The sequence below is a fragment of the Blastococcus sp. CT_GayMR19 genome (genome assembly GCF_004570385.1).
Classification (GTDB): Bacteria; Actinomycetota; Actinomycetes; order Mycobacteriales; family Geodermatophilaceae; genus Blastococcus_B.
Genome location: NZ_SPQL01000010.1, coordinates 108,868 through 125,582, shown reverse-complemented (window position 1 = coordinate 125,582; position 16,715 = coordinate 108,868). Strand labels below are relative to the sequence as shown.

Here is a 16,715-nt window from a genome sequence, read left to right as displayed (position 1 = left end):
TACCCCCCCGACGCGTCCGTCACCGACACGACGCGTGGACGATCCGGAAGGGCCCGCGTCGCCGGCGACGGAGCCGTCGCCGGCATCCCTGGCGACCGGGCGGTTGCCGGCGCCGGATGCTCAGTGCGGGTGCAGCGTCACGCCCACGACGGCCACGAGAGCGACTCCGCAGGCCCCGATCGCCGCGGCGGTCAGCCATTCACCGGTGAACGCGGCCAGGCCCGCGGCGACGAGCGCGACCACCCAGGGGCCGGACAACGAGATCGCGAGTCCGATCCGCGCGGACCGTGGCCGGGGGCGCCGTGGCCGGGGTGCGGTGCGGGCGGTCTGACCGAAGAGCACGGCGCCGGCGAGGACGGCCAGCAGGCCCAGCCACGCGAGGACGACCGTGAGCACGACGGCAGGATGAAGCACCGCGCGGCCGGCGCGGGGGTGCCCCGCCGGAGCGTCAGGCTCCGCGGCGCCGCCACCGGCCGCTGAGGGGGCCGGGCGCGTCGGCCGCGGCCACGAGGGCCGCCCGGAGCGCACGGTGGCGGGCGTACCAGGCCAGGCCGACCACGGCCGCGCCGACGCCGACCGCGGCGCCGGTCACGACCGGGGCCGCGGGCACGGAGAAGCGGGACCGCATGCTGACCGGGCGCGTGAACTGGAGCACCGGCCAGCCGTGCTCGAGCGCCGCCTTGCGCAGGCCGCGGTCGGGGTTGACGACCGTGGGGTGCCCGACGGCCGACAGCATCGGAAGGTCGGTGACCGAGTCGCTGTAGGCGTAGCAGTCCGCCAGGTCGTAACCGCCGTCGTCGGCGAGCCCGCGCATGGCCGCGGCCTTGTTCTCCCCGTAGGCGTAGAAGTCGATCTCGCCGGTGTAGCGGCCGTCGACGGTGACCATGCGGGTGGCCACGACGCGGTCGACCCCGAGCATCTCGCCGATCGGGGCGACCATCTCCTCGCCGCTGCTGGAGACGATCACGATCTCCCGACCGGCGGCGCGGTGCTCCTCGATCAGGTCGGCCGCCTCGGCGTAGATCAGCGGGTCGACGATCTCGTGGAGCGTCTCGCGGACGATGTCGTGCACGGTGGCGGCGTCCCAGCCGGTGACCATCGCGGTGAGCTGGGCCCGCAGGCGCTCCATCTGCTGCGCGTCGGCGCCGGCGAGGGAGAAGACGAGCTGCGCGTAGGCGGTCTTGAGGACGGCGCGCCGGTTGATCAGCCCACCGTTGAAGAACGGCCGGCCGAAGGCCAGGGTGCTGGACTTGGCGATGACCGTCTTGTCCAGGTCGAAGAACGCCGCTGCGCGGGTCACAAGGCACGACTCTAAGTGGACCGACTGACAGCGGCGGATCCCGCGCGCCGTCCACACCCGTTCGGGTCATCCACAGTTTCGGCGCCGGCCTGGCACTGTCTGCCCACCGTCGGGTGGGCTCGGGGCCGTGTCGACCGCCCGCACCCCGCCCGCCCGTCCGCTCGTCGTCAGCAGCGACGAGGAACTGCTCGACGATCTCTTCCGGCTGCTGGCCGCGGCGGGCACCGAACCCGAGCTGGCCACGGGCGGTCCGGCGTTGCGCCGGGCGCACCGGGAGGCGCCGCTGGTCCTCCTCGGTGCCGACGCGCTGAGCGGCGGTGCCGTGCGGGCGCTGCCGCGCCGGCCCGGGGTGGTCGTCGTCTCCGGATGCCCGCTACCGGCCGCGGGTTGGGCCGCGGCGGTCGAGGTGGGCGCGGAGCGCGTGGCGGTGCTGCCGGAGGACGAGGCCTGGCTGCTGTCCCGCTCGGCCGCCGCGGCGCGGGCGCCTGCGGAGCGCGGGTGGCTGGTGGCCGTGGGTGGCAGCTGCGGAGGCGCCGGCGCGAGCACCCTGGCCGCCGCGGTGGCGCTGGCCGCGGCGCCCGGCGTGGTGCTCGTCGACGGCGACCCGTGGGGCGCGGGGCTCGACCTGCTCCTGGGTGCCGAGCGGGCCGAGGGGCTGCGCTGGCCGGAGCTGGCGGGCCTGCGGGGACGCGTCGACGGGGACGCACTGATGGCGGCCCTGCCGGAGGTCGGCGGCGTCCACGTCCTCGCGGCGTCCCGTTCGGCTCCCGAGCCGGTCCCCGTCGAGGCGCTGACGGCCGTGATCGACGCGGCCCGGGCCGGCGGCCGGCCCGTCGTGGTGGACCTGCCCCGCCAGGGGACGGTCGGGGGACCGGCCGTCGAGACCGTACTCGCGGACGCCGACCTCGCGGTCCTGGTGGTCCCTGCCCGGCTGCGGGCGGCCACGGCGGCGCGACTGCTGGTGGAGGCTCCCGGCTCGGGTTGGGCGGAGGCCCGGCTCGTCGTCCGGCAGGTGGCCGGCGGCCTCTCCCGGGACGAGGTGGCCGACGTCGTGGGGCGGCCGGTCCTGGGCGGCCTGCCGCACGACCGCAGCGTCGTGCCGCGAGGGGAGCGTGGTGAGCCGCCCGCGGTCTCGCCGCGGTCCCCGTTGGGCTCGCTCGCCCGCCTCGCGCTCGATGCCATCTCGCTCGATGCCCTCGCGCCGAGGACGACGGGGTGAGCGCCCCGGCCCTCCTCGACCGGGTGCGCGCCCGCCTCGCCCTGGAGCAGGGGCCGCCGTCCCGGGCGGGCGTGGCCGCGCTCGTCCGTGCGGAGACCGGAGGCCTGCTCGGGGACGACGAGGTGCTCCGGATCGTCCGGGACGCCGTCGACGAGCTCGCCGGAGCCGGCCCGCTGGAGCCCCTGCTGCGAGCCCCCGGCGTCACGGACGTCCTGGTCAACGGACCCGGACAGGTCTGGCTGGACCGGGGTGCCGGCCTGGAGCGCACGGACGTCTCGTTCGCCGACGACGACGCGGTCCGCCGGCTGGCGGTCCGGCTGGCGGCCGCTGCGGGCCGGCGGCTGGACGACGCGTCGCCATGGGTGGACGTCGGTCTCCCCGACGGCACCCGGTTGCACGCCGTGCTGCCGCCGGTGTCCTCGACGGGCACCTGCCTGTCGCTGCGGGTGCTGCGCCGGTCGGTGCACACCCTGGACGACCTCGCCTCGCTCGGCACCCTGCCCGGCGCGAGCGAGGAGCTGCTGCGCGCGCTCGTCCGGCGGCGGCTGGCCTTCCTGATCACCGGTGGCACCGGCTCCGGGAAGACCACGCTGCTGTCGGCGCTGCTGGGCGAGGTCGATCCCGGTGAGCGGATGGTGCTCTGCGAGGACGCGACGGAGCTGGCGCCCGCACACCCCCATGTCGTCCGCCTGCTCGCGCGCCCGGCCAATGTCGAGGGCGCGGGGGAGGTGACCCTGCGCGACCTCGTGCGCCAGGCGCTGCGGATGCGGCCGGACCGCCTGGTGGTGGGCGAGGTCCGCGGGGCGGAGATGACCGACCTGCTCGCCGCTCTGAACACCGGGCACGACGGGGGCTGCGGCACGCTGCACGCCAACCGGCCGGCCGAGGTCCCCGCCCGGCTGGAGGCGCTCGGTGTCGCCGCCGGGCTGGGCCGCGAGGCGGTGCACAGCCAGCTGGCCGCTGCCCTCGCCGTCGTGGTCCACCTGCGGCGGATGCCGGAAGGCCGCCGGGTGGCGGAGATCGGCGTGGTTCAGCGGATCGGGGACCTGGTGACGGTCGAGCCGGCCTGGAGCGCCGACGGACGGCCCGTCCCGGCCAGGGGCCGCCTGGAGGAACTCCTGGCCCCGGCCGGCGGGGAGGCGCCGTGACCGGCGCACTCCTGTCGGCCGCCCTGGCCGTGCTGCTCTGGCCGGATCGGCGCGCGGAGCGTTCGCGGCGGGCGGCTCGGCTCGGCTTCTCACCGGTCGGGAGGCTCGCGCACGTGCCGCGGCTGGACGAACCTGCGGTCCCGCTGCTCGCGGCGGCCGGGACGGTCGGGATGGCGGCGGTGCTGAGTACCCCGCTCGTCGCCCTGGTGGCGGGGATCGCCGCCCTGGTCGGTGCGCGGTCATGGATGGCCGCCCGCCGCGACCGGACGGAGGAGGGCCGGCTCACGGGTCTGGCGGAAGGGCTCGGCGCACTGGCCGCGGAGCTGCGCGGCGGTCGGTCGCTCGAGGCGGCGACGACCGCCGCGGTGGCCGCCTGCGCACCAGCGGAGAGCGGCCGGGCCCTCGCCCGCGCCGTCCGCGTACCGGCGCCGGCGTTCCGGTCGCCCTCCAGCACCTCCGGCGCGGACGACGCGGTGGGTGCCGCCCTCGACCGGCTGTCGGCGGCCGTGCTGCTCAGTACCCGGACCGGCTGCTCGCTGGCCGACGTCGTCGGCGCCGTCGACGACGACCTGCGCGCCCGCCGGAGGCAACGGCAGGAGCTCCGATCGGCCACGGCGGCCCCGCGGGCCAGCGCGATGCTGCTGGCCGGCCTGCCGCTTCTCGGGCTGGCGATGGGCAGTGGCATAGGCGCCGACCCCTGGCGGGTCCTCACCACCACCGGCTCCGGCCAGGTGCTGCTCGTGGCCGGGGCCGCGTTCGAGCTCGCCGGCCTGGCGTGGTCGCGCCGCCTCGTGCAGCGCGTGCTGCGGTGATCGGCGCACGTCGGTGAACTCTCAGCCGCCCTGGCCGGTGCTGCTCCTCTGTGCGGTCGCGCTCCTGCTGTGGGTCTCCCCGCGTGATGCCGTGGCCCGGCGGGCCCGCACGCTGCACTTGCGGGGGGAGCCGCGGCCGGCCGGGACGTCGTCGGGAGTCGGTCCGCTGGCCACCCCGCGGGGCCGTCGATGGGCCCTGGCAGGGGCGGCCGGCCTCGCGCTGGGGATCCTGGTCGGCGGGGGACCGGGCGCGGCGGTCGCGCTCGGGGTGGCCGTGGGTGGTGAGCGGCTGCTCCGGACACGGGGAGCCGACGACCGGGCAGGAGCGGCATTCGTCCGCGAGCTGCCGGCAGCGTGCGACCTGCTCGGGGTCTGCCTGAGCGCGGGGGTGCCGGTCGCCGGTGCGCTGGCCGCGGTGGGGGAGGCCATGCCGGCCCCGTTGGGACCGGAGCTGCGCGGGATCGCGTCCCTCTACCGGATGGGCGCCGACCCCCGGCGGGCCTGGGCGGACGTCCCGTCCGAGCTGGCCGGTCTGGGTCGGGTCCTGGTCCGGGCCGGCGAATCGGGCTCCACGGTGGCGCCGGCGCTGCGGGCCCTCGCCGCGGACGGCCGAGCGGCTGCCCGTGCCGCGACCGAGGCGGATGTCCGCCGCGCAGGGGTGTGGATCCTCGCGCCGCTCGGCCTCTGCTTCCTGCCCGCGTTCGTCTGCCTGGGCGTCGTTCCGCTGATCCTCGGGATCGCCGGCGACGTCTTCGGCTGACCGCCGTCGTCCACAGCGGCGGCCGCCCTCCACAGATCCGCGCAGCACCTGGGAAGCCGTCTCCGCGACGGCGAGGGTCGACGCAGAAGGCCCGGACGTCGGGCCGCGACCGGAGGAGGCACCCATGACCAGCAGGCAGGCACGACCTGGCGAGACCGAGGCGGAACCGGACGCACCGGCCGGTGCACGATCGCACGAGGGCAGATCGAATGTGCTCACGCGGCGGTGGCGGGCGGTGCGGGCGACCGGGGAGGCCGGCATGAGCACCGCGGAGTACGCCGTCGGCACGGTGGCGGCCTGCGCCTTCGCGGCGGTTCTCTACCGGGTGGTCACCGGCGGCTCGATCGTCACGGGGCTCACCGACCTCGTCGAGTCCGCGCTCGCGACCCTGTCCTGACCGGTGTGCCGCCCCTGCACCGGTCGGCGACGGTGCCGCGAGGCCGGGATGGTCACCGCGGAGACGGCCGTCGTCCTGCCGGTGCTGCTCCTCGTCCTGGCGGGGGCCGTCGCGGCCGTGACCGTGGTGGGCGCCCAGCTGCGCTGCGTGGACGCCGCCCGCGAAGGCGCGCGGGCGGCGGCGCGCGGCGAGGACGTCGCGACGGTGCGGGCGCTCGTGCTCCGGGCGGCTCCGGCGGGCACGACCGTCTCGGTGGCGCTCGACGGCGAGGACGTGCGGGTCGGCGTCTCGGGTCGGATCACGCCGCTCGGCCCCGTGCCGCTGGGCGTCGACGTGTCGGCCGAGGCGGTGGCGCGGCTGGAGCCGGCCGTCACCGGCGCCGGCGCCGGCGCCGGAGGGGGAGCCGGAGCCGTGGCCGGGGCTGGGTCTGGGGCTGCGGCTGGGGCCGGGGCTGGCGTCACGGCCGGAGGCAGGGGCTCGGGCGGGTGAAGCGGCTGTCCGGGGAGCGGGGGTCCGCCACCGTCTGGGTCGTGGCGCTCGCCGGCGTCCTCGCTGTCGTGGGGATGGCGGTCGTGCTGTTCGGCGCCGCGGTGGTCGCCCGCCATCGTGCCGGCGCCGCGGCCGACCTGGCCGCCCTCGCGGCGGCCGGGCGGGTGGTCGTGGGCGATCCCGGCGCCTGCTCCGTCGCGGCGGACGTGGCCGACGCGAACGCGGCCGAGCTGACCGGCTGCACGGTGGGCGGGGGAGCGGTCGTGGAGGTCGCCGTCAGCGTGCCCGTGCGGCTGGGGCCACTCGGGCTGCGCGCTGCGACGGCGCGGGCCCGAGCCGGGCCGGTCCTGCCGGGGGCCGCGGCCTCACCAGGCCCCGGACGCGCCGGCCCGCACCGCTTCCCGGCGTCCGGGGACGGCGGCGGCGACGTTCGAGGCGTCGTCGTCGTCGAGCGGGCCTTCGGCGGCGGCGAGCTCGTCGAGGACCACGTCCAGCACCCGCACCGCACCCGCCTTGTCGAGGGGATCGTTGCCGTTGCCGCACTTGGGCGACTGCACGCACGAGGGGCAGCCGCTCTCGCACTCGCAGCTGGCGACGGTGGCGCGGGTGGCCTGCAACCAGCGCCGGAGCACCGCGAAGCCGCGCTCGCTGAAGCCCGCCCCGCCCGGGTGCCCGTCGTAGACGAAGATCGCGGCGGCCCCGGTGTCGGGATGCAGGGCGGTCGAGAGCCCCCCGAGGTCCCAGCGGTCGCAGGTCGCCAGCAGCGGCAGGATGCCGATCGCCGCGTGCTCGGCGGCGTGCAGCGCACCGGGGAGCTCCACCTCGTCGACCTCGGCCCGCTCCACCGCGAGCGTGTCGAACGTCAGCCACACGCCCCGCGTACGGAGCTGCCGGGCCGGCAGGTCCAGGGGGAACTCGGCGAGCACCTCCCCGGTGCCGAGGCGACGCCGCTGGTAGGCGACCACCTGGTTGGTCACGTCCAGCACGCCGGTGTGCGCGGTCACCGCACCGAGCCGGCGGGTGTGCTCGATCGTGACGATGCCGAGGTCGGTGACGTCCCGGGCCACGGTCGTCCACTCGGGGTTGTCCGCGTGCACCACGGCGCACGCGTCCTCGACGTCGAACTCGTCGACGACGAAGGTGTCCCCCCGATGGACGTAGAGGGCGCCGTCGTGGACGGTCGAGTGCGCGGCGTCGGCGTCCACCGTGCCGAGCAGCCGGCCGGTCGCGGCCTCGATGATCGACACCGGCTCCCCGCCGCTGCCGCGGATGTCGACGTCGGGTCGTCCGCGACCGGCCCAGTACCAGCCGGCCGGCCGCCGCCGGAGCTGCCCGGCGGCCACGAGCTCCTCGAGCTGCGCCTCCGCGACCGGCCCGCCGAAGTCGTCGAGGTCCGCAGGAGCCAACGGCAGCTCCGCCGCGGCGCAGCACAGTTGCGGGCCGAGCACGTAGGGGTTGGCCGGATCGGTGACGGTCGCCTCGATCGGCCGGCCGAAGACCGCCCGGGGGTGGTGGGCGAGGTAGTGGTCCAGCGGGTCGTCCCGCGCCACGAAGACGACGAGCGACTCCTTCTGCGCCCGGCCCGCCCGGCCGGCCTGCTGCCACAGCGACGCCAGTGTCCCCGGGTAACCGGCGAGCACCACCGCGTCGAGCCCGGCGATGTCGATGCCGAGCTCCAGGGCGTTCGTCGTCGCCACACCCAGCAGGTCGCCGGCCGAGAGGGCCCGTTCCAGCTCCCGCCGTTCCTCGGGCAGGTAACCGCCCCGATAGGAGTCCACCCGCCGGACCAGGTCGTCGCGCCCCCGTTCGTGCAGCAGCCGGCGTGCCTGGTCGGCCACCGACTCCGCGCTCCGCCGCGACCGCACGAACGCCAGCGTCCGGGCACCGCGCTCGACCAGGTCGGCCAGCAGCGTGGCGGCGTCCGCGGCGGCCGAGCGCCGCAGCGGTGCCCCGTGCTCGCCGGTCCGCTCGGTCAGTGGCGGCTCCCACAGCGCGAACGTGGCGCCGGGCCGGGGCGAGCCGTCCTGGGTGACCGCCTCCACGGGTGCACCCACCAGCCGGCTCGCGGCGGCGGCCGGCTCCGCGACCGTGGCCGAGGCCAGCACGAACACCGGCTCGGCGCCGTAGCGGCGGCAGATCCGCCGGAGCCGGCGCAGCACGTGCCCGACGTGGGAGCCGAACACCCCGCGGTAGGCATGGCACTCGTCGATCACGACGTAGGCGACCCGCCGCAGGGTGCTGGACCACTTCTGGTGGGCGGGCAGGATCCCGCGGTGCAGCATGTCCGGGTTGGTGACGATCCAGCGCGAGTGCCGCCGCACCCAGTCCCGTTCCTCGCCGGGGGTGTCCCCGTCGTAGGCCGCCGGGCGCACGGACGGGTCGGCGAGCGCCGCGACCGACGCCAGCTGGTCCCGGGCCAGCGCCTTTGTCGGCGCGAGGTAGAGCACGCAGGCGCGGGGGTCCGCCTCGAGCCGGGTCAACGCCGGCAGCTGGTAGGCCAGCGACTTCCCCGACGCCGTCCCGGTCGCCACGACCACGTGCCGGCCGTCGTGCGCGAGCTGCGCAGCATCCACCTGGTGACGCCAGGGTGCGCGGACACCGCGTTCCTCCAGCCGGTCGCGCAGGGCGGGGCTGACCCAGGCCGGCCACGGCAGGGTGCGGCTCTCCCGGACCGGTACGTGGTGGACGTGGGTGACCGGGCGATCCTCCTCGGCGGTGCGCGCCAGCACCGACGCCAGGAGGTCGGCCCCCGGTGGCACGCCCCCGGGAGGTGTTCCACCGGAACGAGGACCACCCGACGGGGCGCCGTCCGTGCCGGAGGGGGGCGCCGGCCGGAGCGGGTGGAGCGTGGTCATGGAACCTCCTCGCCGGCGCTCGTCTGCCCCGTGCCCCACGGGGTCCGTGTCTCCGAGTGACCTCGCACGCGCGGTCACGGGTCCACTGTCACACCTCCGGGCAACCGGCGTGCGGAGAGAATCCCAACCATGTGATCCCGGCAACAGAACGTCGTATACGTCTGCACACGCTGTGATCTCACTTACACTCGCGCCGCGCTCCGGTATGCGGGAACTTCCGCGCCGGAGCTTCCGCCGATCCGGGTGCACGCACGCCTCCCGGTGGCCGCCGACGCTTGGAGGAATACATGCCCGACAGTTCGCTGTCCGGCGGGGACATGGCGCTGGTCGCCGTCGTCCTCGTCGTCTCCCTCGCTGCCCTCGGTTTCGCCGCCTATCTGGTCAAGGCCGTCCTGGCCGCCGACCAGGGCACGGTGAAGATGCGCGAGATCGCGCAGGCGGTGCAGGAAGGCGCGGCGGCCTACCTGAAACGGCAGTTCCGCACGCTCGGTGTCTTCGCCGTGATCGTGTTCGTCCTCCTGCTGGTCCTCCCGGTGGCCGAGGGTGGCTGGGGGACCCGCGCCGGCCGGGCCGTGTTCTTCCTGATCGGCGCCCTCTTCTCCGCCTCCGTCGGCTTCATCGGAATGACGCTCGCGACCCGGGCGAACGTGCGGGTCGCGGCGGCCGCACGTGGCGGGGGATACCTCCCCTCGTTCCGCATCGCCTACCGCAGCGGCGGCGTCGTCGGGATGATCACCATCGGCCTGGGCCTGTTCGGGTCGGCCCTGGCGTTGCTCCTGTTCGACGAGACCGCGCCCATCGTGCTCGAGGGCTTCGGCTTCGGCGGCGCGCTGCTGGCCATGTTCATGCGCGTCGGCGGCGGCATCTTCACGAAGGCCGCCGACGTCGGTGCCGACCTGGTCGGCAAGGTCGAGGCGGGCATCCCCGAGGACGACCCGCGCAACGCCGCGACCATCGCGGACAACGTGGGCGACAACGTCGGCGACTGCGCCGGCATGGCCGCCGACCTCTTCGAGTCCTACGCCGTGACGCTGGTCGCCGCGCTGATCCTCGGTCAGGTCTTCTTCGGCAACGTCGGCATGGTGTTCCCGCTGCTGGTCGCGGCCATCGGCGTGATCGCCTCCGTCGTCGGCGTGCTGGCGACCAAGCCGAGCAAGAACGACGCCAGCGGGATGGTCCCGATCAACCGGGGCTTCTTCACCTCCGCCGCGGTGTCGCTCGTGCTGGTCGCGGGGGCCTCGTTCATCTACCTGCCCAGCGTCGCCGACGTCCCGGACCTGTCGGTCAGCCCGCAGGTCCTCGGCTTCGTCTCCGTGCTGATCGGTGTGGTCCTGGCGGCGACCATCCAGCAGCTCACCGGCTACTTCACCGAGACCAGCCGCAAGCCGGTCAAGGACATCGGCCGCAGCTCGCTGACCGGCCCGGCGACGGTGATCCTCTCCGGCATCTCCCTCGGCCTGGAGTCGGCGGTCTACGCGGCCCTCCTCATCGGCGCCGGCGTCTACGGCGCGTTCCTCATCGGTGGCGGTGCGGCGCTCTACGCGGTCGCGCTGGCCGGCTGCGGCCTGCTCACCACCGCCGGTGTCATCGTCGCGATGGACACCTTCGGCCCGATCAGCGACAACGCCCAGGGCATCGCCGAGATGTCCGGTGACATCGACGAGGCGGGCGCCCGCGTGCTCACCGACCTCGACGCGGTCGGCAACACCACGAAGGCGATCACCAAGGGCATCGCGATCGCCACGGCGGTGCTCGCGGCGACGGCGCTCTTCGGCTCCTACAACGCCCAGGTCCAGGTGGCGCTCGACGAGGCCGGGGAGACGCTCGGCGACGCGTTCAGCCTGGTCAACCCGAACAACGTCGTCGGCGCGGTACTGGGCGCGGCGGTCGTGTTCTTCTTCTCGGGCCTCGCCATCAGCGCCGTCTCCCGCGCGGCCGGACGGGTGGTCTTCGAGGTCCGGGAGCAGTTCCGCACCAAGCCCGGGATCATGGACTACACCGAGCGGCCGGACTACAGCGCCGTCGTCGACATCTGCACCAAGGACTCCCTGCGCGAGCTGGCCACACCCGGGCTGCTCGCCGTCCTGGCACCGGTCGCCGTGGGCTTCGGCCTGGGCATCGGCCCGCTGGCGGCCTACCTGGTCGGTGCCATCGCGGCGGGCACGCTGATGGCGGTCTTCCTCGCCAACTCCGGCGGTGCCTGGGACAACGCGAAGAAGATGGTGGAGGACGGCGCCTACGGCGGGAAGGGCAGCGAGGCGCACGCGGCGACCGTCATCGGCGACACCGTGGGCGACCCGTTCAAGGACACCGCCGGTCCGGCGATCAACCCGCTGATCAAGGTGATGAACCTGGTCGCGCTGATCATCGCCCCCGCCGTGGTCGGCATGACCGTGGGCGACGACGCCAGCACCGGGCTGCGGGTGGCGATCGCACTCGGCGCGGTGCTGGTCATCGTGGCGGCGGTCGTGGTCTCCAAGCGGCGGTCGGTCGTGGTCGGGGGAGCGGCGACGGACACGTCGGACGCGCTCACCACCAGCGTTCCCTGATCCCGGCACGCCCGCGATCCTCCGGCCGGCAGCTGCCCGGCCGGAGGATGGCGGCGCGGGCTGTGGACGAGGTCCCCGGCTGTGGACGGCGCGCACCCGCGATCGCCGTCCAGCTCTAGCGTCGCCTTCTCCGGTCCGCCGCCCTGGGCCGGCGACGACGCCGGGAGGCCTGGATGTGCTCGACGATCTCCGTGCAGCTCGACGCATTGGAGGCGCTCGCGGCCGAGCTGTCCGCGCTGGCCGTCGAGCTCGACGACGACGCGGACCTCTGCCGCCACCGGGCCGGTGCCCTGTCCGCAGCCCTCGACGGGCACGAGGGCTGGGCCGCCGGTGCCACGGCGACTGCCTGGGGATCGCTGACCGCGGTGGTCGCGGCCCGCACCGCAGCGGTCGCCGCCACGCTGACCGCGGCGGCAGCCGCCTACCGCGCGGCGGACGCGGCCCTGTCCGAGGGAATCGGCGCGCGCGAGCACGGGGTTCCGGAGGGCCCCCGGTGACCGCGCCGGTGAACCTGCCGGCCGAGGCGAGGCTCGTCGCCGTCGCCGCGTGGGACGTCCCGCCCGTGCGCGGCGCGGTGGCCACGCTCGACGCCGTCGCCGGGCGGCTCCCGGTGTGGCGCGCCCGGCTGGCCGACGTGGCGCGGGCGCTGGAGAGTGCGGACTGCTGGTCCGGCCCTGCCGCCCGGAGCGCCGCCTCCGCCGTGTACGACCTCTCCGCGGTCGCCACCGCGGTGGACGCCGCGCTGCAGGCATCTCTGGACGAGTTCGAGCGCATGTCCCGCGAGGCGGATGCCGCGCAGGAGCACGCCACCGAGGCGCTCGCGATGGCGCGGACCCTCGACGGCGGCCCGGCCGCACCAGCGCCCGGCCGGCTCGCCGAGACCATGGCCGAGCTCCTGGGCCTGCCCGCTCCCGACCCGGGCCCGGCGCTCGGCGCGGCCGAGGCGGCCCTCCGCTCGGCCGCCGCCTTGGCCGACGCCGCTGCGGCGGCCGGGACCGCCCTGGCCGGGCTCGGCGTCCGGGACGCCTTCGCGCCGGCGGACTTCTGGGACCTCGCCGCCCGGATCTCCCTCGTGGGTCCGGTCGCACCGCCGGTGGGCCCCTCCGGCAACGATCCCCGGGAGGTGGCGGACTGGTGGGCCGGGCTGTCGGCGGGCGCACAGGTGGCCGCCCTCCGGGCCGCGCCGGGCGCGGTCGGCGCCCTGGACGGCGTCCCGGCCTGGGCGCGCGACCGGGCCAACCGGCTCGTGCTCGACCGGGCCGGCCGCCACGGCACGTCGACGGCCGCGACGACGGCCCGCGCCGTCGCGGAGCGGATCGCGGTCGAGGAGGCCGCCGGGCGGGACGTCCAGCTCCACCTGCTGGACCTGGAGGCGGCACAGGTGGTCCTCGTCCTCGGCGACCTGGACACCGCCGAGGCCGTCGGCCTCCTCGTGCCGGGTGTGAACAACTCGCCGGCGGACCTCCCCGGGCTGGTCGGCGACGCCCGGGACGTCGCGACCGCGGCACGCGGCGCCGACCCAGGTCTCGACGTCGCGACGATCGTCTGGCTCGGCTACGCGTCGCCGGACAGGCTGATCGACATGGGACGGCGGGCCGCCGCCTCGGACGGCGGTCCGCATCTCGCCGCCGCGCTGGACGGGATGGCGGCCGCCCGGCTCGCGAGCGGGACCCCACTGCCCCGCACCACCCTTCTGGCCCACAGCTACGGCACCGTCGTCGTGGACGAGGCCGCCGATGCGCCGGGCCGGCTGGCGGCCGACGCCGTCGTCCTGCTCGGCAGTCCGGGGATGGAGCGGGAGGGCGCCGGCAGCCTCGAGGTCCCGGAGGTCTACGACGCCGCCTCGGCGGGCGACCCGATCTCCTGGTTCGGGTACTTCGGCAGCTCGACCTGGGCACCCCCCTACGGGTCGACGGGCCTGCCGGCCGACCGGTCCATGGGGCACTCGGACTACTACGACCCCGCGTTCCCGACGCTGGCCGCGATCGGGGGCGTCGTGGCGGGCGACCGGCCCACCGACTGACCTGCCGGCGGGGGTGCCCGTCCGGTGCCGGGAGCGGTCTCGCGCGTTCCCGTCGGGCCCCGACGGCACGCCCACGGAGGGTCGCCCCCGGCGCCTTGTCGCCACAGTGGCTTACCGTGGCCCGCCGAGGGGCGTTTCCGCGGCAGCGCCCACCGGTCCGGGGCGGCCGGTGCCAGGGGTCCGGTTTCCGGCGCCCCGGTATCGAGCACCCGCCCGCATCCAGCCGGCCGCAACGCTGCACCGAGCCGTACCGACACAGCACCACCGCAGCACCACCGACAGGAGCACCGTGCCCACGAAGACCAGCGCGACCGGAAGCGAGACCACCGACGCGACCGCCGGCGGCACCAAGGTGCCCGCCCGTGGGAAGACGGCCGCGTCCGGTGGCAGGCCGCTGGTCATCGTGGAGTCGCCGACGAAGGCGAACAAGATCGCCGGTTACCTGGGGTCGGGCTACGTCGTCGAGGCCAGCGTCGGGCACATCCGTGACCTGCCCCGCAACGCCGCCGACGTGCCGGCCGAGCACAAGGGCGCCGCGTGGGCACGGCTCGGTGTCGACGTCGACAACTCCTTCGAACCGCTCTACGTCGTCAGCCCCGACCGCAAGCAGCAGGTGAGCCGGCTCAAGCAGCTGGTGAAGAACGCCAGCGAGGTCTATCTCGCGACAGACGAGGACCGCGAGGGCGAGGCGATCGCCTGGCACCTGGTCGACACCCTCAAGCCCCGCGTCCCCGTGCACCGGATGGTCTTCCACGAGATCACCCCCGAGGCGATCGCGCGCGCCGTGGCCAACCCCCGCGAGCTCGACACCGCCCTGGTCGACGCCCAGGAGACCCGCCGCATCCTCGACCGCCTCTACGGCTACGAGGTCAGTCCGGTGCTGTGGAAGAAGGTGCTGCCGAAGCTCTCGGCCGGACGGGTCCAGTCGGTCGCGACCCGCATCGTGGTCGAGCGCGAGCGGGAGCGGATGGCGTTCCACGCGGCGGACTACTGGTCGCTCGAGGGCACGTTCGAGGTGCCGCGCAAGGGCGCCGCCACCGACGAGGGCGAGCCCACCGCCGTCAGGGCCAAGCTGGTCAGCGTCGACGACAGCCGGGTCGCCACCGGCAAGGACTTCGACCCGGCGACCGGCCGGGTCACCGGCGAGGTGGTGCACCTCGACGAGGCCGGCGCCCGCGGGCTCGCCGCCCGGCTCGAGGGCCGCCAGGTGAGCGTCAGCCGGGTCGACGAGAAGCCCTACCGGCGCCGTCCCTACGCGCCGTTCACCACCTCCACCCTGCAGATGGACGCCGGGCGCAAGCTCGGCTGGTCCTCGGCGCAGACCATGCGGGTGGCGCAGCGGCTGTACGAGAACGGCCACATCACCTACATGCGCACCGACTCCACGAACCTCTCGCAGGAGGCGATCAACGCCGCCCGTTCGCAGGCCCGGGAGCTGTACGGCGACGCCTACGTACCGGCCGAGGCGCGCCGGTACAAGAGCAAGGCCAAGGGCGCTCAGGAGGCGCACGAGGCGATCCGCCCGGCCGGTGACAACTTCCGGACGCCGGGCCAGCTCGCCTCGCAGCTCGCCCGCGACGAGTTCCGGCTCTACGAGCTGATCTGGCAGCGAACGGTCGCCTCGCAGATGGCCGACGCCGTCGGGCAGACGGTCAGCATCCGGCTGGCCGGCCGCAGTGCCGCCGACGAGGCCGTCGAGTTCACGGCCAGCGGTCGCACGATCACGTTTCCCGGCTTCCTCAAGGCCTACGTCGAGTCCCAGGACGACGCGGCGGGCACGAACGGCGACGACGAGCCGGGCAGCGACGACGCCGAGCGCCGGCTGCCCCGGCTGGAGCGGGGCCAGCAGCTCGACACGCGCCAGCTCGACGCGAAGGGGCACACGACCAGCCCGCCGTCCCGCTACACCGAGCCGAGCCTCGTCGCGCGGCTGGAGGAGCTCGGCATCGGCCGGCCGTCCACCTACGCGTCGATCATGCAGACCATCCAGGACCGCGGGTACGTCTGGAAGAAGGGCAACGCGCTGGTGCCCACCTTCATCGCGTTCGCCGTGGTCAACCTGCTCGAGCAGCACTTCGCCCAGCTCGTCGACTACGACTTCACCGCCTCGCTGGAGGAGGAGCTCGACGAGATCGCCGGGGGGACCCTGCAGCGGGTCGACTGGCTGACCGAGTTCTACTTCGGCGGCGCGGGCCGCGGCACCGGCGGCATCGCCGAGTCCGGCGGTCTCAAGCAGATCGTCGGTCAGCGCCTCGAGGAGATCGACGCCCGCGGCGTCAACTCCATCCCGCTGCGCGCGACGGGGCCGAACGGCCAGCCGGTCGTGGCGCGGGTCGGGCGCTACGGCCCCTACCTGCAGGCCGGTGGGGACGACGGTCCGCGGGTCAGCATCCCGGAGGACCTCGCACCCGACGAGCTCACCAGCGAGAAGGTCACCGAGCTGCTGGAGGCGCCCTCGGGCGACCGCGAGCTCGGCACCGACCCGGAGTCGGGTCACCCCGTGATCGTGAAGGCCGGCCGCTACGGGCCCTACGTCACCACCGTCGTCCCCGAGGGCAGCAAGGACGCCCCGCGGACGGCCAGCCTCTTTGCCTCGATGGCGCCGGAGACGCTCACCCTCGACGACGCCCTGCGGCTCCTGACCCTGCCGCGGGTGGTCGGCGCCGCGCCGGACGGCGAGGAGATCCAGGCGCTCAACGGGCGGTACGGCCCCTACCTCAAGAAGGGCACCGACTCGCGGTCGCTGCCCGGCGAGGAGGCGCTGTTCACCACCACCCTCGACGAGGCGCTGGCGATCTTCGCCCAGCCCAAGCAGCGCGGCCGCGCCGCGGCGAAGGCCCCGCTCAAGGAGCTGGGCGCCGACCCGGTGACCCAGGGGCAGGTGACCGTCCGGGAGGGCCGGTTCGGCCCCTACGTCACCGACGGCGAGACGAACGCCAGCCTGCGCAAGGGCGACGACGTCGAGACGATCACGATCGAGCGGGCCGCCGAGCTGCTCGCCGACCGCCGCGCCGCGGGCCCGGCGAAGAAGAAGAAGGCCGCGAAGCAGGCCCCGGCGAAGAAGGCGACCGCGAAGAAGGCCCCGGCCAGGAAGGCGACGGCCAAGAAGGCCCCGGCCAAGGCGTCCCCGGCCGCGCCGGTACCGGCCGGGAGCTGAGGAACC

Annotated in this window: 13 protein-coding genes; 10 read left to right on the top strand and 3 right to left on the bottom strand. The window is 75.5% G+C overall.

Annotation, left to right across the window (positions count from 1 at the left end; all coding sequences use genetic code 11):
• Positions 1-120: 120 nt before the first annotated feature.
• On the bottom strand, positions 121-396 hold the full coding sequence (locus E4P39_RS14945) for a hypothetical protein (protein ID WP_135137364.1): 276 nt from the start codon (positions 394-396) through the stop codon (positions 121-123).
• A 52-nt stretch (positions 397-448) separates the two neighbouring features.
• Positions 449-1,300 (bottom strand): HAD family hydrolase, encoded by an 852-nt coding sequence (locus E4P39_RS14940; protein ID WP_135137363.1) that lies wholly within the window; start codon positions 1,298-1,300, stop codon positions 449-451.
• Between the two features lie 127 nt (positions 1,301-1,427).
• Between E4P39_RS14940 and ssd the strand changes: the two genes are divergently transcribed.
• From ssd to E4P39_RS14910, 6 genes are all read left to right on the top strand, one after another.
• Entirely contained in the window at positions 1,428-2,519 is a 1,092-nt protein-coding gene (gene ssd, locus E4P39_RS14935) for a septum site-determining protein Ssd (protein WP_135137362.1), read from the top strand.
• Positions 2,516-3,667 carry a TadA family conjugal transfer-associated ATPase gene (locus E4P39_RS14930; RefSeq protein ID WP_135137361.1) on the top strand — a complete coding sequence of 384 codons (1,152 nt, stop codon included), beginning with the start codon at positions 2,516-2,518 and terminating at the stop codon, positions 3,665-3,667. The genes ssd and E4P39_RS14930 overlap by 4 nt, the downstream gene beginning before the upstream one ends.
• Positions 3,664-4,479, top strand: coding sequence for a pilus assembly protein TadB (locus E4P39_RS14925; RefSeq protein WP_135137360.1), 816 nt, complete (start codon positions 3,664-3,666; stop codon positions 4,477-4,479). Before E4P39_RS14930 ends, E4P39_RS14925 begins: the two co-directional genes overlap by 4 nt.
• Before the next feature lie 13 nt (positions 4,480-4,492).
• Positions 4,493-5,239: a type II secretion system F family protein gene (locus tag E4P39_RS14920; RefSeq protein ID WP_245159852.1), complete on the top strand. Its 747-nt coding sequence runs from the start codon at positions 4,493-4,495 to the stop codon at positions 5,237-5,239.
• A 124-nt stretch (positions 5,240-5,363) separates the two neighbouring features.
• Positions 5,364-5,636 carry a DUF4244 domain-containing protein gene (locus tag E4P39_RS23265; RefSeq protein WP_135137359.1) on the top strand — a complete coding sequence of 91 codons (273 nt, stop codon included), beginning with the start codon at positions 5,364-5,366 and terminating at the stop codon, positions 5,634-5,636.
• Positions 5,637-5,684: 48 nt separating this feature from the next.
• The gene (locus E4P39_RS14910; RefSeq protein ID WP_135137358.1) at positions 5,685-6,125 is read left to right on the top strand and encodes a TadE family type IV pilus minor pilin; all 441 of its coding nucleotides are present in this window, start codon (positions 5,685-5,687) and stop codon (positions 6,123-6,125) included.
• A 365-nt stretch (positions 6,126-6,490) separates the two neighbouring features.
• Here E4P39_RS14910 and E4P39_RS14900 read toward each other — a convergent pair whose 3' ends face one another.
• Positions 6,491-8,980: a DEAD/DEAH box helicase gene (locus tag E4P39_RS14900; protein ID WP_135137357.1), complete on the bottom strand. Its 2,490-nt coding sequence runs from the start codon at positions 8,978-8,980 to the stop codon at positions 6,491-6,493.
• A gap of 287 nt (positions 8,981-9,267) precedes the next feature.
• Here E4P39_RS14900 and E4P39_RS14895 point away from each other — a divergent pair, with 287 nt between their 5' ends.
• The 4 genes from E4P39_RS14895 to topA all read left to right on the top strand — a co-directional run bounded on the left by E4P39_RS14895 (position 9,268) and on the right by topA (position 16,709).
• Positions 9,268-11,529, top strand: a complete 2,262-nt coding sequence (locus E4P39_RS14895; protein WP_135137356.1) for a sodium-translocating pyrophosphatase — start codon at positions 9,268-9,270, stop codon at positions 11,527-11,529.
• Between the two features lie 173 nt (positions 11,530-11,702).
• On the top strand, positions 11,703-12,026 hold the full coding sequence (locus E4P39_RS14890; protein WP_135137355.1) for a hypothetical protein: 324 nt from the start codon (positions 11,703-11,705) through the stop codon (positions 12,024-12,026).
• The gene (locus tag E4P39_RS14885) at positions 12,023-13,552 is read left to right on the top strand and encodes an alpha/beta hydrolase (protein ID WP_135137354.1); all 1,530 of its coding nucleotides are present in this window, start codon (positions 12,023-12,025) and stop codon (positions 13,550-13,552) included. The genes E4P39_RS14890 and E4P39_RS14885 overlap by 4 nt, the downstream gene beginning before the upstream one ends.
• Positions 13,553-13,841: 289 nt before the next feature.
• The gene (gene topA, locus E4P39_RS14880; RefSeq protein ID WP_135137353.1) at positions 13,842-16,709 is read left to right on the top strand and encodes a type I DNA topoisomerase; all 2,868 of its coding nucleotides are present in this window, start codon (positions 13,842-13,844) and stop codon (positions 16,707-16,709) included.
• The last annotated feature ends 6 nt before the right edge of the window (positions 16,710-16,715 follow it).